The organism is Dolichospermum sp. UHCC 0406, from assembly GCF_009712025.1.
Lineage (GTDB): Bacteria > Cyanobacteriota > Cyanobacteriia > Cyanobacteriales > Nostocaceae > Dolichospermum > Dolichospermum lemmermannii.
Map to the genome: position 1 here is coordinate 1 of NZ_VILA01000022.1, position 25,044 is coordinate 25,044.

Here is a 25,044-nt window from a genome sequence, read left to right on the forward strand (position 1 = left end):
CGAATTTACCATCAAATTTTCTTCATACTCATTTATTGGCTTGATATTAACATGGTAATACTGCCCTTTTTATCTATTCATAGAAGTTACATTTTGTCAAAAAAAATTAGATGCGTTTCCCCTGGGTAATAGGACTTGCTGAAGATAGAGTTCCATTATCCCAAAGAGTGCCATTTAAGGTAGTTGCGTTAACCCATTTAAAGTTGTTAGCCATGATAGATGCTCCTATGTTTTAGAGTTTTTTTGTTCAAGAATTGATTAACTAAATTAATTGATACTGAATTACTGGGATCACGCAGGTGAATCTATCCTGAATTATTCACCAACTTACCATTGAGTACGAAGGGTTACGGCTGCACTACGATTGTATTGTGTGCCAAATGTATGCCAAATGTAGTATCGAATAGATTCCAGAAGTTATCTAAACCAGCAAAGGTGCTGAGTTGGTTATAGGTCAGCGTCAGGGCAGAATTGAGTAGAGTATTCATGGATTTAATTAGTTATTGGTATTAAGATGATGTCTGAAGGTAATAGTATGTGTCACAACTTGTAACACTTTTGAGTTAAAGACTATACAAGCACAAGTTTGACATAAATACTGATAAGTGTCAAACCCTATATCTATGCGACAAGTTAGAATATTTTTTTAATTGGTAGTCACCAATGTCAATACTACTATCAATTTTTAACAGCTTATATTCCCATCAAATATGCAATTGAAAGGTTAGAGTATGTTTAAAAATTCTAATTTTTTACAAACCTGCCCGGAACTTAAGTTCCGGTCTAAAAGCTAAAGTGCGTTAAAACGCACTCTAGTTAACTCAAAATCAAAAATTATCCTATTTTTGCTAAAATAGTCGGTTTTAACCGACTTTAGCTTTTAGACAGGGAATTTATTCCCTGGCTTGAATGGACTTGAATGGACTGCTAAACCCCTACACATCTAGTTTCTTTGTCATTTCGCAAAAGTTTACAGCGGTTTCCGCTCTTATGAGGTACATCTTAAGCCCCCTCATCGCTTGCGGGGAGGGGGTTGGGGGTGGGGTTCTTGTACCTCATAACATCGGGAAGTGCTGTATCCCTCTTTTGTCACTTTCCGATTTTTCCTATTAATAAAAAGTTCTCAAGAGACGCAATAACAATTGATTCAGGTGTTTGTCGTTAAAATTTCGTGGTTTAGTCATCTTGTGGAATTTCTATTCAGAAATAACTGGGCGATAGCGAAGCGCTGCTGCAAGCAGTTCGCCTACTGTATAAGAACTCTAGAATTCAGAAATGATAAAGCTTTTCGGAGAGTGACAGAACAGGGGTATAGTTGTAAAATTCCTGTTCCCTATTCACCGATTATTCAACATTCTTTGCCAAAGGGTAAACCCTAACAGCAAAATAATACCGATAGCAGTGACCAGCATCACTGGTAAACTCATACCCTGGACTTTCATAGCCAGCAAATTACAGCCTAAAGTAATTGACCAGAGGATAAAAGCCGCATTACGTTGGGATAGTCCCCAGGCTAACAAGCGATGATGGAGGTGGTCTTTACCTGGTGTACTCAAAGGATTTTTTCCTGCCATGAGCCGGCGCACAAACACTTGAGTAGTGTCAATAACTGGCAACAGCAGAAATAAAACTGTAGGTATTAGGGCATAGATTGTATTTAATTGGAGTTTACCTAAAATACTGGTTGCTGCTAAAACATAACCAAAAAAGTATGCCCCAGCATCACCCATAATGATGTGTGATGGATGAAAATTATGGCGTAAAAAGCCCAGCGCAGCCCCTCCCAAAGCTGCCAAAACCAAAGTAGCAGCAGCGCGATTATCAAACTGGGCAGAAACACCTAACAAACTGATAGCAGTAATAAAGCTGATACCACCAGCCAAACCATCCATGCCATCCATGAGGTTAACAGCATTAGTGATCCCCACCACCCACAGCACCGTTAACGCCATAGACAGGAGAGAATCAATGGGTGTACCAAAGGCAACTTGGATGCTAATCCCATTACCAACCAACAAAAGTGCAGTCGTTACTTGCGCCCATAACCGCACAGATGGAGGTAAGCCAAATTGGTCATCAATAAAGCCAACTAGAACTAAAATCGAACCACCGAGGAGAATCGTTAAAACCTGGGCTAAGACCCCTTGCAGTTCAATCGGCCGCAAGAGACTAGCCAAGACCAAAGCCGCAATAACACCCGCGTAGATTGCCAAACCTCCCGCATTAGGTAAAGGTTCTTGATTCAATCGTCGAGCGTTGGGTTGATCTGCCCAACCTACCTCTAAGGCAAATTTGCGAATTGTGGGAATTAAACGCCAGGTAACAATCAAAGCTAATAGAAACGTAAATACTACAGCTAACCAGCCGGAGCCGCTAGGGTCAGCAATGCCAAGGGATTTAAGGGAGTTCGCTAAGTTCATTTGCTCCCCATAGAATCATGAGTTTTATGGTCAAACATAAGTATCAACTGTTAATATTAATCAATTTTGGGATTTTGATTGTTAATCTAAATTGGGGAAAGGGATTAGCACTCTTGGTCAGTGAGTGCTAAATTGTCTAATGGAAGCAATAGAAAAATAAAACATGACTAAGATTATTGCATTTAATGAAGAATCACGACGGGCTTTAGAAAGAGGTATTAACGCACTGGCAGATGCAGTGAAAATAACTTTAGGTCCAAGAGGTCGTAACGTCCTATTAGAGAAAAAATTTGGTGTTCCCCAAATTGTTAACGATGGTATCACTGTTGCCAAAGAAATTGAATTAGAAGATCCTCTAGAAAATACTGGCGCTAGACTTATTCAGGAAGTAGCATCGAAAACTAAGGATGTAGCTGGCGATGGAACTACCACTGCCACAGTTTTAGCACAAGCCTTGATTAAAGAAGGGTTAAAAAATGTAGCCGCTGGGACAAATCCCATTAGCTTAAAACGGGGTATTGATAAAACCGTTGAAGCACTGGTAGCAGAAATTGCCAAAATTACTAAACCTGTAGAAGGAAGTGCAATCGCTCAAGTTGCCACAGTTTCCGCTGGTAATGATGCTGAAGTCGGACAGATGATTGCACTGGCCATGGAGAAAGTGACTAAAGACGGTGTAATTACCGTTGAAGAATCTAAATCCTTCACCACTGAACTAGAAGTAGTGGAAGGGATGCAGGTTGATAGAGGTTATATTTCTCCCTACTTTATCACCAACAATGAACGGATGACAGTAGAGTTTGAAAACTCCCGTATCCTGATTGTTGATAAGAAAATCAGCAGCATTCAAGATTTAGTCCCTATCTTGGAAAAAGTTGCTCGTTTAGGTCAACCTTTACTGATTATTGCTGAAGATGTAGACGGTGATGCTTTACAAACATTGGTTGTAAATAAAGCCCGTGGTGTATTGGCTGTAGCTGCGATTAAAGCCCCCGGTTTTGGTGAACGTCGCAAAGCTATGTTAGAAGATATTGCCATTCTCACAGATGGACAAATGATTTCTGAAGAAATTGGCTTGAGCTTAGATACAGCTACTTTGGAAATGTTGGGAACTGCTCAGAAAATCCACATTGACAAGGAAAATACCACCATTGTCGCTGGTAATACTGCTAAACCAGAAATCCAAATCCGGATTGAGCAAATTCGTAAACAATTGGCGGAAACTGATTCCGATTATGATACCGAAAAACTGCAAGAACGCATTGCTAAGTTAGCTGGTGGTATTGCCGTGATTAAAGTCGGTGCAGCTACGGAAACAGAACTGAAAGACAGAACCTTGCGGATTGAAGACGCACTCAACGCTACCAAAGCAGCGGTAGAAGAAGGTATTGTTCCTGGTGGTGGTGCAACCTTAATTTATCTATCTACCAAGGTAGATGCTATTAAAAACAGCCTCACTCCTGAAGAAAGAATTGGCGCTGATATTGTTAAAAAAGCTTTAGAAGCTCCCCTCCGGCAAATCGCGGAAAACGCTGGGGCAGAAGGTTCTGTGATTGTTGCCAGAGTTCGGGAAACTGATTTGAATATCGGTTATAACGCAGCTACAGGCGAATTTGAAGACTTAATTGCGGCTGGTATTATTGATCCCGCAAAAGTGGTTCGTTCCGCTTTACAAAATGCTTCTTCCATTGCTGGTATGGTACTAACCACCGAAGCCATTATTGCTGAAAAGCCTGAAAAACAATCCGCTGGGTCCCCTGATGGCGGCATGGGTGGTATGGGCGGCATGGGCGGTATGGGCGGTATGGGCGGCATGGGCGGCATGGGTATGTTCTAATTTGCCACTGTCCCAAATCCCAAATCCATAATTTATGAATTACCCACCCCTAACGCTTTCAGGGGTGGGTTTTTGTCATCATTTCAGTGGAGTCGCAAACGGTTCGTTAACGCTTAATTAAAATTAAGATTCTGGAATCTGGTTACTGAGCTTGTCGAAAAATCAAAAGGCTAACATCCTCAAGATAGATACCGCCTCTCTAAAAATATGTGAAAATGAGGGTAGAAACATCTGTTAAAAACAACTTAACACCATTTTCTATTTTTGACTCCTGACTCCTATTCCCAGGGGGTGAAACTATGATTGATACAAGTAACAATATAAGAATTGTCTCTTTAATTCCGAGTGCTACGGAAATCGTCGCTAAACTGGGTTTATTTGATGCTATGGTCGGGCGATCGCATGAATGTGACTATCCTCCCGAAATCACCAATCTTCCAGTTTGTACCCAAGCCCGTGTGAATGGTGACGCTAATGGCCATTCTATTCATGACGAAGCCAGCAATCTATTACAATCTGCTTTAGGTGTCTACAAAATCAAAATTGATGTTTTAGAGAAATTGCACCCTACCCACATTATCACCCAAGATCAATGTGATATCTGCGCCGTCAGTTTACCGGAAGTAGAAAAAGCAGTTGCCCAACTTACCCACAGTTCACCGCAAATAATTTCCTTACAACCGAACACACTACAGGAGCTTTGGGGTGATATTGAACGGGTTAGTCACACATTTGGAGTAGATTCAGTAGAAATACTGGAAAATTTAGAAGCCCGTGTGAGAATTTGTAAGCGAAGACTGCAAGGGCTATCCTGTGCAGAAATGCCTAAAGTCGCTTGCGTTGAATGGACTGATCCTTTGATGACCGCTACAAATTGGGTTCCTGAATTAATCAACTTAGCAGGAGGAAAACCATTATTTAGCCTGATGGGTAAACCTGTTACTCATGTTAAATGGGAAACATTAGTAGATAGTAACCCAGATGTGATTATTTTCATGCCCTGTGGCTTTGATTTACAACAGACTCAGCAAGAAGCTCAAGTATTAACTCAACGTCCAGAATGGAAAAAACTCCATGCAGTCCAATCAGGGAGAGTATTTATTACTGATGGCAATGCTTACTTTAACCGTCCTGGTCCGCGGTTGGTAGATTCTTTAGAAATTCTCGCAGAAATATTGCATCCAGATATCTTTGATTATGGTTATCAAGGTACTGGTTGGCAACTTTTATAAGCAGTATGCAAATAACCTGATTATAGGTAAGAGTTTTATTAAATTTTGGCCGTTGCGTTATTATTAATTATGTTTCGCGCAGAGGCGCAAAGAAGCAAAGGCGCAAAGTTTGAGATTTTGATTTCTTACCTATTTTTTGACTATTTACGCATATTATTCCGGGTATATCTGTGTTTGACACCTATAGGAAAATATTCAATATCACCAATGGGTTTTAATTCTACCAATGGAGTTTGATATTGTCGGGGAACATAGTTAGCAAACTCACTATTGAGACGCAATAATTGAGCAAGAATAGCAGCAGTTATAGATAATCTTTTCTCCTCTTTATCCTCTATTCCTGGTGCTAACTCTACTACTACAGATAAAAAGCGGTTTTTGTCTAAATCCTCTTTTACCTGTAAAACAAATTTACCTGTTACCCATTCTCTAATAATTGGTTGTTCTAATCCTACCGTCACATTTTCTGGATAGATATTTGCGCCAAAATAGGAAACCGTAAAATTAGAACGTCCGAAGATATAAACAAAAGGTAATTGATGAATTCCCCGATGATTTTGTAATTCTGTAATGGGATTAAAACCCCATGCTGCTAAAAATTCTCGCATTTGGGCATAAGTAATTAAGCCACCTTGATCAAGAATACTATATCTGATTAAAGGTACACCATTATCACCAGAAAATAGTAAATTTCCATCTTCCACTTCAAAAAACCGACTGTTAGGATCATATTGGACTAAGGTAGGTAAACGCGACTCCCCAAATAATGCTTTAGCAGCTTGAGGTGTGACTGCTAAAAACCGCCGAATACAAATACTAAGAGGGGTTTCATTGCCTAAAACTCCCGCGTCTGCTGTTCCATACATAGAAGCAAAATCATCACAGGGATTTTCAGAACCTATTCTTTGGGCTACTAAATTGCGCCATTCTTCACTAAATACTTCTCCTGCCATGACTAACTTAATATGATATTGTCCCCATTCGATATTATTGGCAATACCCGTATCAATGACATCTTTTAAAAATGGTGGATATCCTAATAACACAACTTGCTCAAAGTTACCACCTAATTCCTGGACAATTCGCAAAATTTCCGGTTTATTATTCCCTGGAGTAATGACGGTAATCGGATAACCCTTAGCGGCTAAATGACGACAACAATTAGTAGTAAACATTCCCCCTACCCAAGTTCCCAGAGCAAAACAAACTACTGCTAAAGTAGTTTTAGTATCTGCATGAAAACTATCATGAAAAATTTGCTCAAAGCGGGTGGCTATTTGTAATTCATCAGTGACGAAACGCGGCCAAAATGTGGGTTTACCTGTTGAGCCAGAGGAAGCTGCAATCATATCACAGCTTCCTAGTTGTCCATTATTACACAATTGGGGCAAAGAATAATAGGAAATATAATTTTCTTTATTAACTTTTGGTAAGTTTTGGAAATCTGCTAATGTTTGAATATCTTGAGGATTTATGCCTCGTTCTGCTAAAAATGCCTGGTAAGCGGGTACACTAGCAGCTACATCTTGAAATAATGCGATCGCTCTTTCTCGACTGTCAATGTGAAGATGCTGTTCTAGTTTCTCTGCTAAGGGAGTAGATATAAAATCTTCTAATCCCAGAATTGCCCGTTGTGTTGGTATTTGTGGTTTCATAAAGCTTGTGTGTTAACAAAAATCTGATCGCTCTTTGTCAGTATTTTATCTATAAATGCAATTTTTTAGCTTAACCGACAGAAGCCCCACGCCTGACCCTAAAGTTATGGTTGATGTATCAAATATTTTTTACCCCACCCTAACCCTCCCCTTGTAAAGGGGAGGGAACTGGATTTTTATTGTTTCCCCCCTTTACAAGGGGAAAGGGGGGTAGCAATGTAATGAAAATTACGGAATACAACTTTTGAAACATCCTCTAAGAGAGATTGCGAGAGATAACATTTAAATTAATCACAAATGAGTAAACCAATAGAAGTCCGCAACCCCCGCACAGGTAAATTTGATTATGTCATCGTTCCTCCACCACCAAAATTACTTTCCCAGCAATGTCACCGTTTGCGAAGAGGACAAATTATCTGGCAGAAATTAGGAGTTGAAGGCAGAATTGCCGCTTTAAAAGCCTGGAAAAAAGCAATATTATCAGACCGAACACAATTAACAGAAGCTTTAGTTAGTGATACGGGAAGATTATCAACATCAGTGACAGAAGTAGATTCATTTATTGCTAATATTGACAAATGGTGTAATTTAGCTCCACAATTACTACAAGGGACAGCTAAAAATACATCTATTCCGTTTATTGCTTTACAACAAACGGCTGTTCCTTATCCTCTGGTTGGCATAATTAGTCCTTGGAATTTTCCCCTATTGTTATCTACAATTGATACAATTCCAGCTTTATTAGCGGGTTGTGCAGTCATAGTTAAACCCAGTGAAATCACTCCCCGTTTTGTTGCTCCTTTAATGACAACTCTGAATACAATTCCGCAATTACGTGATGTTTTAAATTTTGTCGAAGGAGCAGGACAAACAGGAGCAGATTTAATCGAAGATGTAGATTTAATTTGTTTTACAGGTAGTGTAGAAACTGGGCGGTTAGTGGCAGAAGCAGCAGCCCAAAAATTCATTCCTGCTTGCTTAGAATTAGGTGGCAAAGACCCAGCTATTGTTTTAGAATCAGCAGATTTAGACTTAGCAACTTCAGCAATTTTGTGGGGTTCTGTTGTGAATTCGGGACAGTCATGTTTATCAATTGAAAGAATTTATGTTGCTGAATCTATTTTTGAACAATTTTATCATCAATTAGTCACTAAATCCCATAAATTGAAATTGGCATACCCAACTATTGAAAGTGGTGAAATTGGTCCGATTATTTGTGAAAAACAAGCAGCTATTATTAATGATCATCTGCTAGATGCAGTTTCTAAAGGGGCAGTAATTCACTGTGGTGGTAAAGTAGAAGAATTAGGTGGAGGTTGGTGGTGTCGTCCCACGGTTATGACTGAAGTTGACCATTCCATGAAAGTAATGACTGAAGAAACATTTGGTCCAATTATGCCGGTTATGTCTTTTGCTAATATAGAAGAAGCGATAAATTTAGCTAATGATTCTATTTATGGATTAAGTGCTGCTATATTTTCTGAATCAGAAGAGTTAGCATTAGAAATTGGTATGCAAATAGATGTAGGTGCTATTAGTATTAATGATGCAGGGTTAACAGCTATGATGCAAGAAGGAGAAAAAAATGCCTTTAAATTTTCTGGTTTGGGAGGTTCACGCATGGGTAAAGCTGCCTTTAAACGCTTTATGCGAAAAAAAGCCTTTTTGATTAAAACTAACATTGATAAAGACCCTTGGTGGTTTAATAATGAAGATTAGGGATATGGAAACTGGGTAAAAGTTTTCCCAATTACCAATTACCAATTACCAAATTATCAAAGATCAAGTGAATTTTGGCACAATTATTAATCATGTTGAGTATTTCCTTATTTACCTGTTAGAGGTTGTTTGAAAACTTTTTCGTGTGGGATCTGACACCCGCAGATCCCCCTAAATCCCCCTTGAAAAGGGGGACTTTGAGGAATTTAGCCCCCCTTTGTAAGGGGGGTTGGGGGGATCTCGATTAATTCTGATACTTTTCAAACATCCTCTTATGTGCTGTAAATAAAAGATAAGATAATAGTCTGTGGTTAATTTCCCATTTATTAAGGTAAAAACATGACTAAAAGTGACAAAATTAACTTTTCTACTCCGAGCGGATTTCCTGAATTTCTGCCTAGTGAAAAGCGTCTTGAAGTATATTTACTAGATATTATTCGCAAAGTTTTTGAAAGTTATGGTTTTACACCCATTGAAACCCCAGCAGTGGAAAGGTTAGAAGTTCTACAAGCTAAAGGTAATCAAGGTGACAATATTATTTATGGTATTGAGCCAATTTTACCACCAAATCGCCAAGCAGAAAAGGATAAATCTGGAGAAACAGGTTCAGAAGCAAGAGCTTTGAAATTTGATCAAACTGTTCCTTTTGCTGCTTATATTGCTCGTCACTTAAATGAATTAACTTTTCCTTTTGCTCGTTATCAAATGGATATGGTATTTCGGGGTGAACGGGCAAAAGATGGACGATTTCGACAGTTTCGGCAATGTGATATAGATGTAGTTGCTCGTGGTAAACTGAGTTTACTTTATGATGCCCAAATGCCCGCAATTATCACGGAAATATTTGAAAAGATTAATATTGGTGATTTTGTTATTCGCATTAATAACCGCAAAATCCTGACAGGATTTTTCCAATCAGTAGGAGTTGCTGAAAACCAAATTAAAACCTGCATTAGTATTATTGATAATTTGGAAAAAATTGGTGAAGCTAAAGTTAAACAAGAGTTAGAGACAGAAGGTATTTCCTCAGAACAAACGGAAAAAATTATTGAGTTTGTGAAAATTGATGGTAGTATTGATGATGTTTTAGATAAACTCAAACACCTGGCTGAGAATTTGCCAGAAACAGGACAATTTAATTTAGGAGTAACGGAATTAGAAACTGTAATTAATGGAGTGAGAAATTTAGGAGTTGCTGATAAACGTTTCTGTATTGATTTATCTATTGCTCGTGGTTTAAATTACTATACTGGAACAGTTTATGAAACTACCTTATTAGGTCATGCAGCTTTGGGGAGTATTTGTTCTGGTGGTAGATATGAAGAATTAGTGGGAACATTTATCGGTGAAAAAATGCCTGGTGTGGGTATTTCTATTGGTTTAACTCGGTTAATTAGCAGGTTGTTAAAAGCGGGTATTCTCAATACTTTATCTGCAACTCCTACTCAAGTGGTAGTAGTGAATATGCAAGAGGATTTAATGCCTGTTTATTTACAAGTATCTCAACAGTTACGTCAAGGGGGAATTAATGTTGTGACTAACTTTGAAAAACGCCCTTTAGGTAAACAATTTCAAGCCGCAGATAAACAGGGTATTAGATTTTGTGTAATTATTGGTGCGGAAGAAGCAGCAGCACAAAAATCATCATTGAAAGATTTACAAAGTGGTGAACAAATAGAAGTAGCTTTGGCAGATTTACCAGAAGAAGTTAAACGCAGACTGGCATAATTTTGATTACCACGCTAACAGCGTGGTAAATTATGAACAATCAGGAATAAATAGATGACGACAGAATCAGAAAACACTTTAAGAATTGCTCAACAAGCATTTGGGTATTTTACACAAGGCTTAGAAACTGGTAATTGGCAAGCATTTTTAGATATGCTAACGGATGATTTTACCTTTTGGTTTCCTATGGGAAAATTTCACGGGTTAAATATAGGTAAAGAACGAGCAAAGGAGTTTTTTGAATATGTTTCTGAGGCTTTCCAACCAGGAATTAAGATTACTTCTTTAGACAATATTACTAGCAATGAAAAAACCGTGATTTTTGAATTTCGGGATGAAGGTAACTTATTTGGCAATCCTTATAAAAATCGCGTTGCAGTTGCTTTTGATATTCGAGATAATCAAGTTTGTGCTTATCGAGAATACTTTGGTAGTGATGGTAAATCTTATTAACAAGAAATACAACAGCACAGAATCATAAAATTCATTAATTCATCCGCGTTTATCTGCGTTTATCTGCGTTCGTTTATCTATGTGAACCAAATAAAATAATCACTGTTCCCACAAGCGAAATTATCACACCTGATAAATCCCATCTATTTGGTTTTACTCCTTCAACTAACCACAACCAGAGTAATGATGAAAGGATATAAATTCCTCCATAAGCAGCATAAACTCTACCAGCATTATCGGCATCTACTTTAGTTAGGGAAATAGCAAAGATAATCAAAGCAAAAATTCCGGGAATAATCCAAAAGATGCTTTTTCCTAATCTTAACCATGCCCAAAAACTGTAGCACCCGGAAATTTCTCCGAATGCTGCAATTAAAAGAAAAATCAGACTGGATATGTTCACACTGGAACTACAAATTTTTCACTTCCAGCCAAATCAAAAGCTGAGTGAATAACTTGCAAAGCTTTCACCCCTTCATCTTCTCCCACAACACAACTAATTTTAATTTCTGAAGTAGCAATCATTTGAATGTTGATGTGATTTTTGGCTAAAGCTGTAAACATTTTGGCAGCAGTACCTGGTTGTCCCACCATCCCAGAACCAACTATACTCACCTTAGCGATCGCCTGATCTAATACTACCTCACCCCAATCAAACTCCGCTGCAACTTGCTGTAATTTCTGTTGGGCATTTTCTGCGTCCATTCTCGCTACAGTAAAGGCAATATCTCGACGGGGAACACCATCTACTATTCGACACCGTTGAGATTGAATAATCATATCCACACTGATATTATATTCTGCCAAAAATCCAAACAATTTGGCGGCCATACCCGGACGATTTGGTACTTGCCGAATCGCAATTCGCGCTTGATTCATATCCAGCGCAACACCACGCACAGCAGGGGTATTAGCACCAGGAGAAGCTAAAGCAGTAGAAGAAGAATTAATTTCAAAGGTGTGACAGAGGGCAGCTATAGCGCGATCGCAATCTACCGCATCAACAACACAACTCACCTTAACTTCACTGGTAGAAATCATCTGAATATTTACACCAGCATCAGCCAAAGTTTTAAACATCTGCGCTGCTACCCCCGGACGACCAATCATTCCCGCCCCCACAATACTCACTTTAGCAGTATCTTTTTCTACTATTACTTCCGCTTCATCTGAACTATGCTGATTTTTAAATATCGGTGCTATAGCCGATGATACTGCTTCCGCCCGTTTTAATATTGAAGTATTTACTGTAAAAGCAATGTCATTAGTATTACCTTCATGAATAGACTGAATAATTAAATCCACATCAACATTTTCCTGGGAAATTTGCCCAAATAACTGGGCTGCTATCCCTGGTCTATCAGGAACACGCAATAAAGCCACCTTAGCCTGTTGAATATCAAACTCCACAGCATCCACAGGTCGAGCTAATTCTAAATTCACTAACGCCCGATCTTGCCTTGGAGGCGTTGTTACCCAAGTTCCGGGCTGATCTGTCCAACTCGACCGTACCACCAGGGGAACGCCATAATTGCGGGCAATTTCCACAGCCCTGGGATGTAATACCTTCGCCCCTAAACTAGCCAATTCCAGCATTTCATCACTAGTGATTTCTGTCAATAATTGAGCTTGGGGAACAAGGCGCGGATCTGTAGTTAAAATTCCGGGGACATCTGTATAAATTTCACAAAAATCTGCACCGATAGCGGCGGCGATCGCCACTGCGGAAGTGTCAGAACCACCACGTCCCAAAGTAGTAATTTCTAATTCTTCTGTACTGCTAATTCCTTGAAACCCGGCAACCACAACCACTTTGCCGCCATTAATTTGCCGCATTAAGCGTTCAGTTTCAATATGTAAAATCCGAGCGCGAGAGTGTTCTGCTTCGGTAACAATGCCTACCTGAGCGCCAGTCATCGAAATTGCTGGTTGATCAATTTCCTGCAATGCCATACTTAGTAAAGCAATGGTAACTTGCTCTCCCGTAGAAAGCAGCATATCCATTTCCCGACGACTAGGAGTTTTAGAGATATCATGAGCTAGTTTCACTAACCCATCAGTAGTTTTACCCATCGCTGAAACCACTACTACTACAGAATTTCCAGCTTTGACCGTTTTTTTAACTCTAGTCGCAACAGCTTGAATCCGTTCAACTGAACCAACTGATGTACCACCGTATTTTTGAACTATGAGCGCCATAAAATTCTCTTTAATCACTTGTTTTGCCACAGTCAAGGTTGTCATGACTATGAAAAACCCTGAAAGTGCCAGCTTAGATTACCAGAAAAAATACATCCGTTAGCAATCTTGGACTCTGATTTTAATCACAAATTAACCATTTACATGAATTATCTTAACCAATTTATCACCTTTTTTGTTTATTGTGGTTAGGGATAAAAAAGTATTGTTATGCAAATAAATAAATACTAATCCGCTCAAACATGGCAAATAATACCACGTATTCCTAGCAGACTGTTTATTTACATAACACTGCTAGGATATTTTATAGAATTAGGAGTCAGGAGTTCAGGAGTTCAGGAGTTCAGGAGTTCAGGAGTCAGGAGTCAGGAGTCAGGAGTCAGGAGTCAGGAGTCAGGAGTCAGGAGTCAGGAGTCAGGAGTTCAGGAGGAAGGAGAAAGAAGAATAGTTTTCACCAATTACCAATTACCAATCACCAATCACCAATTACCAATTACCAATCACCAATCACCAATCACCAATCACCAATCACCAATCACCAATTACCAATTACCTGTTCCCTGTTCCCTCTCTCAACGAGTGAATTTAATTTTGTCCGACTACTTAAAATTAAATGTTTAAATTGAATTTAAACTGAGATTGTTCGTTTCTTAATCTTCTCTTAACTATTTAGTATCAAATTAATACCAGGATGTAATTCCCTAAGTAAGTATTTCTAAAAACTTAAGAGGCAGTATGGCTTTTTTATCCACCATTTTGAATCGTGTTGTTGCCACTTCAGTCATAACCGGGGCTGTTGCATTGAGTCCAATGCTGAGTGCGATCGCTCAAGCTCAAACTTTAAACGGTGCTGGAGCAACCTTTCCCGCTCCTTTGTACGAACGTTATGCTCGTGAAGTTAAGAAAAAATACCCCGACTTGAAAGTTAACTACCAAGCCATTGGTAGTGGTGGTGGTATTCGTCAAACCATTGCGGGAACAGTTGACTTTGGTGGTAGTGACGCAGCGATGAAAGATGATGAAATCGCTAAAGTTAAGAATGGTGTGATCTTAGTACCCACTGCTGGTGGTGCCGTTTCCGTTGTTTATAATTTACCTGGTGTCAACAAATTGAGATTATCTCGTACCACATTACCAGCAATTTTCTCTGGACAAATTAAAAACTGGAATGATCCAAAAATTAAAGCGGATAACCCCGGTGCAAATCTACCAAATAGTCCAATTAAATTTGTAGTTCGCGCTGATGGTAGTGGTACAACATTTATTTTCACCAACCATTTAAGTGCTATTAGTGGTTATTTCAAAGGCAGAATTGGAGCTAACACCGCTCCCAAATGGACTTTACCAAACGTCCTCAAAGGTAAAGGTAATCCTGGTGTAGCTGCTTTAGTGAGAAGCACCCCTGGATCTATTGGTTATGTTGAATATGACTACGCTGCTAAAAACAAACTAAATTCAGCGGAAGTACAAAATAAGAAAGGAGAATTTGTCGCTCCTTCTTTAGCATCTGCTAACTCAGCTTTATCCAATGTAGCTTTTCCTAGTAACTACCGCGTTTTTATCGGAGATCCCAGTCAAGGTTATCCTATCGTTGGTTTGACATGGATGATGGTTTATCACAAATATTCCACTCCTACTAAAGCTGAAGCTGTGAAGAAATGGATTAACTGGGTACTCAAAGATGGTCAACAGTATAATGATGACCTCAACTACACCAAAATTCCTGGTGATGTTGTGAACCGTGTTCTCCAAACAGTAAATAGCACCGTTAAGTAATTTTTACGTAAGCATTCAGCCGTCATCTAGACTGTTACGTAGCTAAATTTGATCATCCTAATTTGGTGGGGGTAATTCATGAATTACCCCTACGGGCTGATTGGTGAACGCTTATATCTAATGTACCAGATTTCATAAACTTTTTATTGATCATGGCTAATTTAAGTGATGGAAATATTGATTTAAGATCGACAGGTGGCGTTAATTTCTGGTTTGATAAGGGATTTACATGGCTAGTGTATATTTTCTCTGGTATTACTGTAGCTATCCTCTTTCTCATGACCTGGGTGATTTTTAAAGAAGCACAACCAGCTATTGATAAATTTGGATTGGGCTTTTTATGGGGACAAGATTGGGATACAGGGAATCAAATTTTTGGGGCATTACCTTACATCTACGGAACTTTGGTCAGCAGTGCGATCGCTGTTTTATTAACTATACCCGTAGGCATATCCATAGCCTTAGTCACAAGTGAAGACTTTTTACCAAATCCAGTCAAAACTACCATAGCCTTTGTCATCGAATTAATTGCCGCTATCCCCAGTGTAATTATTGGTTTATGGGGAATTTTCATCTTTATTCCTTTCATCGTCCCCATAGAAAAATGGTTAAGTAGTGTCCTTGGGTTTATACCACTATTTAATACACAAGACCCTGCCGGCAACAATATGTTGACAGCAGGTATTGTTCTCGCCATTATGACCTTACCCGCAATGGCAGCTATTTCTCGTGATGTTTTAATGGTTATCCCTAAAGAGTTACGTAGCTCATCTATGGCTTTAGGAGGAACTCGTTGGGAAACAATTTTTCGAGTCTTATTACCAGCAGCATTTTCTGGGATGGTTAGTGCAACAATGCTATCTCTGGGTAGGGCTTTAGGAGAAACAATGGCTGTAACAATGCTAATTGGTAACTCCGCCCAAATCAGTCTATCTCTTTTAGATCCAGCATATAATATCCCCGCAGTTTTAGCCAATGAATTTGCCGAAGCCGAACCGGGCTTACATATTGGGGCATTAAGTTATTTAGGTCTAATTTTATTTGCCTTAACTCTAGCTATAAATATTGCGGCTGTATTAGTAGTGGAGTGGGTTGGTAAAAAGAATAGATAAGTAGGGGCAAACCCCCCGTGGTTGCCCAAATTCAATTTATTCCTCTACAAAAAATCTAAAATCTAAAATCCAAAATCCAAAATTAACATGAGTGCTTATCCAAATTCAGAAATAGATCAGTCCACAGCGACTGAATTGTATCAGCCATTATCCAGAGGTAGGCAATTATTTACATACGCAATGAATGGGATTGCCTTTGGTTTGAGTGTTTTAGCACTGTTGCCACTATCATCCATACTGTGGGAAATCATGTCACGGGGGCTTTCTGGTTTCAAGCTAGAGATGTTATTTCATCCATTAATTGAAAATGGGTTTGCTAATGCTATTCTTGGTACTATACTTATGGTAAGTATCGGTGCATTACTCAGTATTCCTGTCGGGGTAATTACAGGAATTTTCTTAGCAGAATTTAGTCAAACCAGCCCACTTACGCGGTATGTGCGGTTTATTACTAGCATTCTGACAGGTGTTCCTTCCATTATTGTTGGGATATTCACTTACGGTGTAATTGTTTTATTAACTAAGGGATTTAGCGCCATTGCCGGTGGTTTTGCCTTAGCTGTAATCATGCTACCAATGATAGTATTGACAACAGAAGAGGCTTTAAAGCTCATTCCTGTTCCCCAACGTCTTGCATCCGCAGCCTTAGGAGGAACTCGTTTTCAAACTACCTTTCGTGTTATTGTTAGTTCGGCTATCCCAGGGATTACTACCGGTATTTCCCTAGCTATAGCCCGTGCTTCTGGCGAAACAGCGCCACTAATTTTTACCGCTTTATTTAGTCAAAATTGGTCTGATGGTTTATTAAGTCCTACTGCTTCCTTACCAGTATTGATTTTTAACCTTTATAACAATCCCGATCCAGCCGTAAATCAATTAGTATGGACAACCTCCATCATTCTCCTAACTTTAGTTTTGTTTTTCAGCGTGCTATCTCGCGTAATTGCTAAGAAAAGATAAGGTCAACTAAAAAATTTTCTTTCGTACTTTAGTCAATCATGAGTAACTTAACTACTGCCATCCAAGTCAAGAATCTTAGCTTTTATTATGGAAACTATAAAGCTATTGAAGGAATATCATTAGATATTTATAAAAACCAAGTTACTGCATTAATTGGTCCTAGTGGTTGTGGTAAATCTACATTTATTAAAACCATTAATCGGATTAGTGAATTAGAAGGAAAAGTCAAAGTCGAAGGTCAGATAGAATTTTTTGGTCAGAACATCTACGATCCTAAGATTAATATCAATCGTCTGCGTCGGGAAATTGGCATGGTATTCCAAAAACCCAATCCTTTTCCCATGAGCATTTATGAAAATGTGGCTTATGGTGTGAGAATTGCTGGTAGATCTCCAAAAGTAGTATTAGATGAAATTGTCGAATCTGCCCTGAAAGGTGCGGCTTTGTGGGATGAAGTCAAAGATAAACTTCATCAGTCTGCTACAGGTCTTTCTGGTGGACAACAACAACGTCTCTGTATCGCTAGGGCTTTAGCGGTTAAACCCAAGGTTTTACTAATGGATGAACCCTGTTCAGCCCTTGATCCGATCGCTACAATGAAAGTAGAAGAATTAATTCACAAATTGCGAACAGAATTCACGATTGTGATTGTTACTCATAATATGCAGCAAGCAACTCGCGTTTCTGATTTTACTGCTTTTTTCAGCACCGATGAAAGCCGCATTGGTCAAATGGTGGAATTCGGGGAGACTAGTCAAATCTTTCGGAATCCGCTAGATACTCGCACCCATGACTATGTGTCTGGACGATTCGGTTAAGTACATACAATAGAAAAGTGTAGATTGAGGGTAATCAGGATTTAAAATTAATTGCATTCCTATTCCCAAATCCGAAATCGGTATGACTCATTCTACAGATATTGTCACCTTAGCTCGTTGGATGGCGGCTGATTTTAGCAATCAAGCCCAGGTTTTTGAGAATCCGGCTTTTTTTGCCCATATTCGTGTATGTATGCGTCCCCTCCATTGGGGGGTGTTATCAGGGGTAAGTTTGTTCGTGGAACAAGCTTATGATTATATGCTGAATAAGCCCTATCGGGTGCGGGTGTTACATCTGACTACGGTGGGGGATAAAATCCATATTGAAAACTATACTGTCAAAGATGAAAAAGACTTTTATGGTGCTTCCCGTGATTTACCAAGATTGCAGACTTTAACGAGCGATCGCTTGGAAAGACTCTGTGGTTGTAACATGATTGTAGAGTGGACTGGGAACAAATTCCAAGGCACAGTCGAACCAGGAAAAGGCTGCATTGTCATCCGTGACGGGCAAAGAACCTATTTAGATAGTGATTTTGAACTTGATGGTCAACAGTTCATCAGCCGCGACAGAGGACGAAATCCTGATACAGATGAGCATATTTGGGGTTCTGTCGCAGGGCCATTTTACTTTGCGCGCTGGGCGAATTTTGCCGAAGAAGTGAAATTAAATCCCTAAGATCCATTGGAGGACAGGCTTTTTGTCTGTCCAGTTAAGTAAAAACATGAATCTTCAAAAAAAATTCTCCCAGATAGTGCAAATTTGGAAAATTGGTGCTACTATTAGCAATTGTGGGCGCGGCGACATAGCCAAGTGGTAAGGCAGAGGTCTGCAAAACCTCCATCCCCCGGTTCAAATCCGGGTGTCGCCTTTGAGAAAACAGCTAAAACTAATATTTTAGATAGTCAGATAAGGGACGGGTTTAATACTCGTCCCTAATTTTTTTGGGATACTTTTGGGGTAAATTCGGCTAGTTTGGGATAACTGCAAAGTGTAATTATCCTGGAGTTATCCCTAAAAAAACTGATATGTAACTTACAATACACTAATTTACAAACTATTGCTAGTGCAGTTCTTTACTTTTCAAATATGCTGGTAATGTCGTATATTTGATATTGCATAGCCTAATTAACACTAATTTCAATAATATGGCAGAAAAAGTATTAGTTCCCTTCACCTTAGATGGTGGAACTATTTTAGTGGAAGTTGAAGCACCAGAAAAACCAAAAGAAGGAGGACGAGAGAGGGTTTCAAAGAATCATTCTGAAATCGTTTCTGACAAAATTACAGAAGCAAAACAAACTTTTGCAGAAGCTATCCAGCAGATTAAACCAGTAGTTACGACTATTGCAGATCAATTCAAAGATTTGGATACTAAAGAAATGGAAGTAAAGTTTGGTGTGAAATTGTCTACTCAAGCAGGAGTGATTTTAACTTCTGTAGGTGGAGAAGTAAACTTTGAAATTACTGTGAAGTGGAGCAAGGAAGAGAGTTCAAAACAACAGAGTTCATAGGTTCTATGTCACAGGAAAGTCAAGATAAGAGGTTTGAAAGTGCGATCGCTCGCATTTACTATAAAGATACCAAACAAGTTATTGGTGCTGGTTTTTTGGTAACTCAGCAGCATCTTCTGACCTGCGCTCATGTAGTTATGGATGCTTTAGGTATTAAGGAAGAAAAAGAATTACTAAATGAAGTTATCGAACTTGACTTTCCTTTTATTGCTCCTGGAACAATAATAAAAGCTAAGGTTGTATTTTGGCGTGGTTTAACAAGCCAAAAAGGAGAAGATATTGCTGGACTTGAATTACAAGATACTCCACCAAATTCCGCAAATCCCGTTCAACTAATTTCTACATTAGATTTGCAAAACCATAATTTTGATTTTCAAATTTTTGGCTTTCCTAAAGATTATGATTACAATGGTCGTTGGTCATTTGGTAAGATACATATAAACAGAGAAGATGCTTTTGGCTTAGTACAAATACACACAGCAGAAAAAAGTTATCAAATTGAACCAGGATATAGTGGTTCTGCGGTGTGGTTTCCATCCTTACAAGAAGCAGTAGGAATGGTTGTAGAAAGAGTTATTACAGAAGAAGATGATAAAAGAGCATTTATGATTTCTGCAACTGTGCTGCTTGAATCTTGGAGTTTTTTGAGCCTCATTCAAGTCTTAACTACTAATCTGGATACAGCTATAAATTTTGCTATTCAAACAGCTTATAAATCTTGTGGTTTAGTAAATTCGCCTCAAACCACAGTAGAAGGTATTGTTAAAGATTTGTATGATGGGGATAAACGTAATTTAGATAGTAATGAAAAATTTAATCATAACGACAATACAGCACAATTTATAAAATATTTAATTACTAATTCTCAAATTCCTCAAACAAAGTTAGAAAAATGGGGAAGTGATAATATAGACAATTTTGATAACCTGATTAAAAATGTTAACCAACAATATCAAAATACTGATACTAAACCGGAATCATACATATTAATTAAAATAGAACCATTGACAACAAAATCAAGATCAAAAATCCCAAAATTTAAAATTAGTGGTGGTGTTATTCCTAATATTCAAAATTATATAAAACACCAAACAGGGTTTGAGTCAATTAAATTTTCTGATTCTCCTGATGATAGCTTTACACTCAAAGAAATTGAAAAAAACCTTTTTCTTTCATTATTCCAAAAAATTCCTTGTAAGTTAGAAAAGGATAAAAAATTTGTATTTTTTCTACCCCCACAATACCTTAATCATCCTGTTGAAACATGGGAAATTGATGATTTTGGAGATAGAATTCCTGTACGTCAGAGATATCCGGTGATGGTTCGTGATGTTACACGCTTAGACACAAACTATTTAAATGTTAAACAAAGCAATTGGATTGATAAATGGCAGCAATTAGAAAATATTACCTGCAATGATTTTCAAAAGCTACATGAATATAATGAAACAAGATTTTCTGTATTAATGAAGCAAGCAATTGGTGTTATACTAAATATTTTTGATGAGAATAAAAAAAATGATGCTGATAAAATTATTAAGATTTTTAGTTCATTGAAGAGTAATGTTGTTCCTATCGCTATCTGTCACAGAGATAAAATTACTTTAGAGCAACAAGAATATGAAATCAGAGCAAATAATGAGTTAAATTGCTATATTCATACATTACCTAATCATGTTCTGGAACAATATGAAAAATTTTTGCTTAATGACAACGACAATCAATATCTATTCGTAAATAATGTTTTTATCATTTACGAAAACCCTCACATTTTACCATTTAAATCTGAACCAATCATTATTAACTAGGTATTCTTATGACAGACTGGAAAATATTTCAAGGAAACAATACACAAAATATAAACTGGACCCTTCCAGAACCACCAAGTTGGCGAGATTTTAATAATAGTGAAAGCGACCCCAAAAAAAGACGCGCAGAAACATTTCAAGCACGTTCAGAAGAAATAGACCTAGTGAATGCGGCTTTATATTTACGACGACCTTTATTAGTAACTGGTAAACCAGGAACAGGTAAAACTTCTTTAGCCTATGCTGTAGCTTATGAACTAGGATTAGGAGAAGTATTACATTGGCCAATTACCACCCGCACCACGCTAAAAGATGGACTTTATAATTATGATGCCATAGGACGTTTACAAGATGCTAAAGATAAAGATAAAGACAAAGACAACTTAGCAGAAATTGGTAAATATATTAATTTAAGTTCACTGGGAACAGCTTTACTACCATCTGACAAACCCAGAGTTTTATTAATTGATGAAATTGATAAAAGTGACATTGATTTACCTAATGATTTACTACATATTTTTGAAGAGGGAGAATTTGAAATACCAGAACTAAGGCGCATAGCTGATAAACTAGATCGGGTAGAAGTACAGACAGCATATAAAGATCAAAAAGCCACTATTGAAAAAGGTAGAATTCGCTGTACATCCTTTCCTTTTGTGATTTTAACCAGTAATGGTGAACGAGATTTTCCTCCTCCCTTTTTAAGACGTTGTATCAGATTAAATATTCAAGAACCAGATAAAACAGAATTAGAACGAATAGTTAAAGCACATCTACAGTTAGATGATGAACTATCTGAAAAAGCGGATAATTTAATTGAGCAATTTCTCAAAAAACGTCAAAATGGGGAATTAGCAACAGATCAACTTCTTAACGCTGTTTACTTAGTTACTAGAGAAAATTCACCAACAGGGACAACTAAAGATGATTTGATTGAGAAAATATTAAAGTATTTAGATAGTTCCGAGGATTCATGATCAACAGGTTGATTAAACGTCTACAACACCTAGAACTGGACATGAGTGCAGAAGAAATTGCTGATGCTATTTGGTTAGCAAACCAGATCAAATTACCATTAGCAATTACATCTGTTGATGAAGTTACTCAACCAAATCAAATTTCTCAAACTGAGATTTCTAAATTACCTCAACGAGAAAGTGATCAAAATTTAGATGCTTCGGATGATTCTACAGTAGAAAAAACTCAAGAAACTACAGCTAAAGCTTATACAAAAAATGGTGTAGATTCTATTTCTCAATCTAATTCTACTGAAAAATCAACCTCTGAAAAATCAAAACCTGCATCATCAGGAGTACCTTTTAAAGCTCCTGCTGTTGCTGCTTTACCTAATGCTTTAGAAATTGGTAGGTCACTCCGTCCATTGATGCGGAAAGTTCCATCTCGGATAAAATTTGTTTTAGATGAAGAAAATACAGCCCAACAAATAGCGGAAAATGATGTTTGGATACCAGTTTTAAAACCTGCGCGAGAACGTTGGTTAGATTTAGTGATAGTTGTTGAAGAAAATCGCGCGACTGTAGTTTGGGAAGAAACTATCAATGAGTTTCGCAAATTAATGGAAAGACATGGAGCTTTTAGAAATGTTTATACTTGGAATTTATGCACAAATGATGGTAAACCGCAATTTTTTCACCAGCAGAGAAAAGCTACAAAAAAACAACGTTCCCGCAGTCCCAAAGAACTATTAGAACCTAATGGTAGACGTTTAATATTATTAATTAGTGATTGTATTTCCTCTTTATGGTGGGAAGGAGAAATAGATAATTTATTAGAATTATGGTCTAAACAAGTCTCGGTAACAATTCTGCAATTATTACCGGAACAATTATGGGAACGCACTGTTTTAGATTTGGGTATTTCCGTTTCTTTAAGTGCGATTGAACCAGGTTTACTCAATTCTAAATTGACTATTCATGATTTCCCCTTCTGGTTAGAAGAAAAACCCAATCAAGCGTTAAAGTTACCTATTGTGATTTTAGAACCTGAATCTTTAGAATATTGGGCAAAAGTGATTGCAGGTACAGGTAATATTGACACAGTGGGTATTTTATTTATGCCTAATTGGCAAGAGTTAAAACCCACAGATAAATTATCCAGTTCACAAACAACAAAAGATCCAGAATTATTAGTTAATAACTTTTATCGTAGTGCTTCACCTTTAGCGAGAAGATTAGCAAATTTGATGTCTTCTGCACCTGTAAGTATACCTGTAATTCATCTGATTCAAGAAAAAATGTTGCCACCACCAAGAAAGCCAATTATTTTGGCGGAAATTTTTATGAGTGGTTTGTTAGAACCTAAGTTAATTAGTAAAGAAAATCAGCCAGAAAAGTGGCAATATGATTTTGTTGAGGGAGTGCGAGAAGTTTTATGGCGTTCTGTAAGATTAACAGAAATTGAAGCCATGTTCAAAGCTGTTTCTGAATATATATGTCAGAAAGCTGGTATATCAATTAGAAGTTTTCCTGCATTGCTATTTCCTAATTCTGGTTTGGATGAAAAAACAAAGGCAGAAATTTTCCCCTTTGCTGAGATTAATCAACAAGTATTGCGTCAGTTAGGGGGAGATTATGCTAGGTTAGCAGAACAGTTAAACCCAGTAGGGGTAATTCACGAATTACCTCTACCAGAAATCAAAACCTTTGAATTTGAATCTGCTATCATCACAGAAAATGAAACATCTATCAACTTAGAACCTTTTGATTTTGAAGTTGCTACTATTGAGCTTAAAAAATTAGGATGGCCGAAACAAAAAACAGAATTGAGTATTAAGAGAAAACAAAAACAAGCCCAGCAGTTTATAGAAGACTTAGGTAATGGTATTCAACTAGAAATGGTAGCAATTCCCGGTGGTAGTTTTATGATGGGTTTACCAAAAAATGAGCCAGGACGCAGGGAAACTGAGAGTCCCCAGCATCAAGTTACAGTACCACCGTTTTTATTGGGTAAATATCCTGTTACCCAAGCACAATGGCAAGTAGTAGCCGCTTTACCTCAAGTCAACCAAGAACTAAAACCAAATCCATCTAGGTTTGAAGGAGCAAATCGTCCTGTAGAACGGGTTTCTTGGCATGATGCGGTGGAGTTTTGTAACCGACTATCAAATCATAGTCAAAGACCCTATAGACTGCCCAGTGAAGCAGAATGGGAATATGCTTGTCGTGCCGGAACTACCACACCATTTCATTTTGGTGAGACGATTACAACAGATTTAGCTAATTATGATGGTAACTATATTTATGGTGATGGAGTTAAAGGAATTCGGAAAGGAGAAACAACAGAAGTAGGAAGTTTTAAAATAGCCAATGAATTTGGATTATATGATATGCACGGTAATGTATGGGAATGGTGTCAAGATGATTGGCACGCTAACTATACAAATGCACCTAATGATGGCACCGCCTGGAATAGTCAGAGCGGTAATCTTAAACTGCTGTGCGGTGGTTCGTGGCTCAACTATCCTGTGTATTGCCGTTCTGCTTTTCGCTACATCCTCAACCTCGATAACTACAACATCAATATCGGTTTTCGGGTTGTATGTAGTGGTGCGGCGAGGACTCTTTAGCCCTTTGTACTCTTGCGCTTTTGCCCTTTACCTTTGTAATTGTCTGAATCAGGATGTCCAGGATTTAAGGATTTACAGGATGGGTTGGTCGTTTTGTTTATAGGTTTTCTGATACTGATTTTAATTGATTGTTTTATTAAGGTATTCCCTGGAAATATCATTGTCTGAATCAGGATGTCCAGGATTTAAAGATGTACAGGATGGTTTGGTGGTTTTGTGGATGGGT

Annotated in this window: 18 protein-coding genes and 1 tRNA gene; 15 read left to right on the forward strand and 4 right to left on the reverse strand. The window is 38.0% G+C overall.

Features of this window, described 5'->3' with window-relative positions:
* Positions 1 to 1,337 precede the first annotated feature (1,337 nt).
* The gene (locus tag FJR09_RS18885) at positions 1,338 to 2,420 is read right to left on the reverse strand and encodes an MraY family glycosyltransferase (protein WP_168651619.1); all 1,083 of its coding nucleotides are present in this window, start codon (positions 2,418 to 2,420) and stop codon (positions 1,338 to 1,340) included.
* Between the two features lie 163 nt (positions 2,421 to 2,583).
* Between FJR09_RS18885 and groL the strand changes: the two genes are divergently transcribed.
* Positions 2,584 to 4,257: a chaperonin GroEL gene (gene groL, locus FJR09_RS18890; protein ID WP_015079668.1), complete on the forward strand. Its 1,674-nt coding sequence runs from the start codon at positions 2,584 to 2,586 to the stop codon at positions 4,255 to 4,257.
* A 299-nt stretch (positions 4,258 to 4,556) separates the two neighbouring features.
* The gene (locus tag FJR09_RS18895; RefSeq protein ID WP_015079669.1) at positions 4,557 to 5,489 is read left to right on the forward strand and encodes a cobalamin-binding protein; all 933 of its coding nucleotides are present in this window, start codon (positions 4,557 to 4,559) and stop codon (positions 5,487 to 5,489) included.
* A 140-nt stretch (positions 5,490 to 5,629) separates the two neighbouring features.
* Here FJR09_RS18895 and FJR09_RS18900 read toward each other — a convergent pair whose 3' ends face one another.
* Positions 5,630 to 7,144, reverse strand: coding sequence for a phenylacetate--CoA ligase family protein (locus FJR09_RS18900; protein ID WP_168653098.1), 1,515 nt, complete (start codon positions 7,142 to 7,144; stop codon positions 5,630 to 5,632).
* Between the two features lie 297 nt (positions 7,145 to 7,441).
* Here FJR09_RS18900 and FJR09_RS18905 point away from each other — a divergent pair, with 297 nt between their 5' ends.
* The 3 genes from FJR09_RS18905 to FJR09_RS18915 all read left to right on the forward strand — a co-directional run bounded on the left by FJR09_RS18905 (position 7,442) and on the right by FJR09_RS18915 (position 11,044).
* A complete protein-coding gene (locus tag FJR09_RS18905; RefSeq protein WP_015079672.1) occupies positions 7,442 to 8,863 on the forward strand; it encodes an aldehyde dehydrogenase family protein in 1,422 nt (473 codons plus the stop codon).
* A 339-nt stretch (positions 8,864 to 9,202) separates the two neighbouring features.
* The gene (gene hisS, locus FJR09_RS18910) at positions 9,203 to 10,591 is read left to right on the forward strand and encodes a histidine--tRNA ligase (protein ID WP_168652715.1); all 1,389 of its coding nucleotides are present in this window, start codon (positions 9,203 to 9,205) and stop codon (positions 10,589 to 10,591) included.
* Between the two features lie 54 nt (positions 10,592 to 10,645).
* Positions 10,646 to 11,044 carry a nuclear transport factor 2 family protein gene (locus FJR09_RS18915; protein WP_015079674.1) on the forward strand — a complete coding sequence of 133 codons (399 nt, stop codon included), beginning with the start codon at positions 10,646 to 10,648 and terminating at the stop codon, positions 11,042 to 11,044.
* Between the two features lie 73 nt (positions 11,045 to 11,117).
* On the opposite strand, the gene FJR09_RS18920 is transcribed toward FJR09_RS18915, so the two are convergent.
* Together FJR09_RS18920 and FJR09_RS18925 are read right to left on the reverse strand one after the other, a co-directional pair.
* Entirely contained in the window at positions 11,118 to 11,447 is a 330-nt protein-coding gene (locus FJR09_RS18920; RefSeq protein ID WP_015079675.1) for a YnfA family protein, read from the reverse strand.
* Entirely contained in the window at positions 11,444 to 13,243 is a 1,800-nt protein-coding gene (locus FJR09_RS18925; RefSeq protein WP_168652716.1) for an aspartate kinase, read from the reverse strand. The genes FJR09_RS18920 and FJR09_RS18925 overlap by 4 nt, the downstream gene beginning before the upstream one ends.
* A gap of 735 nt (positions 13,244 to 13,978) precedes the next feature.
* Between FJR09_RS18925 and pstS the strand changes: the two genes are divergently transcribed.
* The 10 genes from pstS (at position 13,979) to FJR09_RS18975 (ending at position 24,818) form a co-directional block, all read left to right on the forward strand.
* Positions 13,979 to 15,019 (forward strand): phosphate ABC transporter substrate-binding protein PstS, encoded by a 1,041-nt coding sequence (gene pstS, locus FJR09_RS18930; protein WP_168651408.1) that lies wholly within the window; start codon positions 13,979 to 13,981, stop codon positions 15,017 to 15,019.
* Between the two features lie 152 nt (positions 15,020 to 15,171).
* Complete coding sequence (gene pstC, locus FJR09_RS18935) at positions 15,172 to 16,131, forward strand: phosphate ABC transporter permease subunit PstC (RefSeq protein WP_168653876.1); 960 nt, start codon at positions 15,172 to 15,174, stop codon at positions 16,129 to 16,131.
* An 87-nt stretch (positions 16,132 to 16,218) separates the two neighbouring features.
* Complete coding sequence (gene pstA, locus FJR09_RS18940) at positions 16,219 to 17,091, forward strand: phosphate ABC transporter permease PstA (protein WP_168653877.1); 873 nt, start codon at positions 16,219 to 16,221, stop codon at positions 17,089 to 17,091.
* Positions 17,092 to 17,129: 38 nt separating this feature from the next.
* Positions 17,130 to 17,909, forward strand: coding sequence for a phosphate ABC transporter ATP-binding protein PstB (gene pstB, locus FJR09_RS18945; RefSeq protein WP_168653878.1), 780 nt, complete (start codon positions 17,130 to 17,132; stop codon positions 17,907 to 17,909).
* An 82-nt stretch (positions 17,910 to 17,991) separates the two neighbouring features.
* Complete coding sequence (locus tag FJR09_RS18950; RefSeq protein ID WP_168653879.1) at positions 17,992 to 18,588, forward strand: chromophore lyase CpcT/CpeT; 597 nt, start codon at positions 17,992 to 17,994, stop codon at positions 18,586 to 18,588.
* A gap of 121 nt (positions 18,589 to 18,709) precedes the next feature.
* A tRNA-Cys gene (locus FJR09_RS18955) sits at positions 18,710 to 18,781 on the forward strand.
* Positions 18,782 to 19,058: 277 nt separating this feature from the next.
* Positions 19,059 to 19,424: a CU044_2847 family protein gene (locus FJR09_RS18960; RefSeq protein WP_168653880.1), complete on the forward strand. Its 366-nt coding sequence runs from the start codon at positions 19,059 to 19,061 to the stop codon at positions 19,422 to 19,424.
* Positions 19,425 to 19,429: 5 nt separating this feature from the next.
* The gene (locus FJR09_RS18965; RefSeq protein WP_168653881.1) at positions 19,430 to 21,232 is read left to right on the forward strand and encodes a trypsin-like peptidase domain-containing protein; all 1,803 of its coding nucleotides are present in this window, start codon (positions 19,430 to 19,432) and stop codon (positions 21,230 to 21,232) included.
* 8 nt (positions 21,233 to 21,240) lie between these two features.
* Positions 21,241 to 22,209 carry a MoxR family ATPase gene (locus FJR09_RS18970; protein ID WP_168653882.1) on the forward strand — a complete coding sequence of 323 codons (969 nt, stop codon included), beginning with the start codon at positions 21,241 to 21,243 and terminating at the stop codon, positions 22,207 to 22,209.
* 41 nt (positions 22,210 to 22,250) lie between these two features.
* Positions 22,251 to 24,818, forward strand: a complete 2,568-nt coding sequence (locus tag FJR09_RS18975; protein ID WP_254433156.1) for a formylglycine-generating enzyme family protein — start codon at positions 22,251 to 22,253, stop codon at positions 24,816 to 24,818.
* Positions 24,819 to 25,044: the final 226 nt, after the last annotated feature.

Bases quoted from the DNA above. Each gene is read 5' to 3' on its own strand.
- FJR09_RS18885 (WP_168651619.1), bottom strand. From the start codon at position 2,420: ATGAACTTAGCGAACTCCCTTAAATCCCTTGGCATTGCTGACCCTAGC.
- groL (WP_015079668.1), top strand. From the start codon at position 2,584: ATGACTAAGATTATTGCATTTAATGAAGAATCACGACGGGCTTTAGAA.
- FJR09_RS18895 (WP_015079669.1), top strand. From the start codon at position 4,557: ATGATTGATACAAGTAACAATATAAGAATTGTCTCTTTAATTCCGAGT.
- FJR09_RS18900 (WP_168653098.1), bottom strand. From the start codon at position 7,144: ATGAAACCACAAATACCAACACAACGGGCAATTCTGGGATTAGAAGAT.
- FJR09_RS18905 (WP_015079672.1), top strand. From the start codon at position 7,442: ATGAGTAAACCAATAGAAGTCCGCAACCCCCGCACAGGTAAATTTGAT.
- hisS (WP_168652715.1), top strand. From the start codon at position 9,203: ATGACTAAAAGTGACAAAATTAACTTTTCTACTCCGAGCGGATTTCCT.
- FJR09_RS18915 (WP_015079674.1), top strand. From the start codon at position 10,646: ATGACGACAGAATCAGAAAACACTTTAAGAATTGCTCAACAAGCATTT.
- FJR09_RS18925 (WP_168652716.1), bottom strand. From the start codon at position 13,243: ATGGCGCTCATAGTTCAAAAATACGGTGGTACATCAGTTGGTTCAGTT.
- pstS (WP_168651408.1), top strand. From the start codon at position 13,979: ATGGCTTTTTTATCCACCATTTTGAATCGTGTTGTTGCCACTTCAGTC.
- pstC (WP_168653876.1), top strand. From the start codon at position 15,172: ATGGCTAATTTAAGTGATGGAAATATTGATTTAAGATCGACAGGTGGC.
- pstA (WP_168653877.1), top strand. From the start codon at position 16,219: ATGAGTGCTTATCCAAATTCAGAAATAGATCAGTCCACAGCGACTGAA.
- pstB (WP_168653878.1), top strand. From the start codon at position 17,130: ATGAGTAACTTAACTACTGCCATCCAAGTCAAGAATCTTAGCTTTTAT.
- FJR09_RS18950 (WP_168653879.1), top strand. From the start codon at position 17,992: ATGACTCATTCTACAGATATTGTCACCTTAGCTCGTTGGATGGCGGCT.
- FJR09_RS18960 (WP_168653880.1), top strand. From the start codon at position 19,059: ATGGCAGAAAAAGTATTAGTTCCCTTCACCTTAGATGGTGGAACTATT.
- FJR09_RS18965 (WP_168653881.1), top strand. From the start codon at position 19,430: ATGTCACAGGAAAGTCAAGATAAGAGGTTTGAAAGTGCGATCGCTCGC.
- FJR09_RS18970 (WP_168653882.1), top strand. From the start codon at position 21,241: ATGACAGACTGGAAAATATTTCAAGGAAACAATACACAAAATATAAAC.
- FJR09_RS18975 (WP_254433156.1), top strand. From the start codon at position 22,251: ATGAGTGCAGAAGAAATTGCTGATGCTATTTGGTTAGCAAACCAGATC.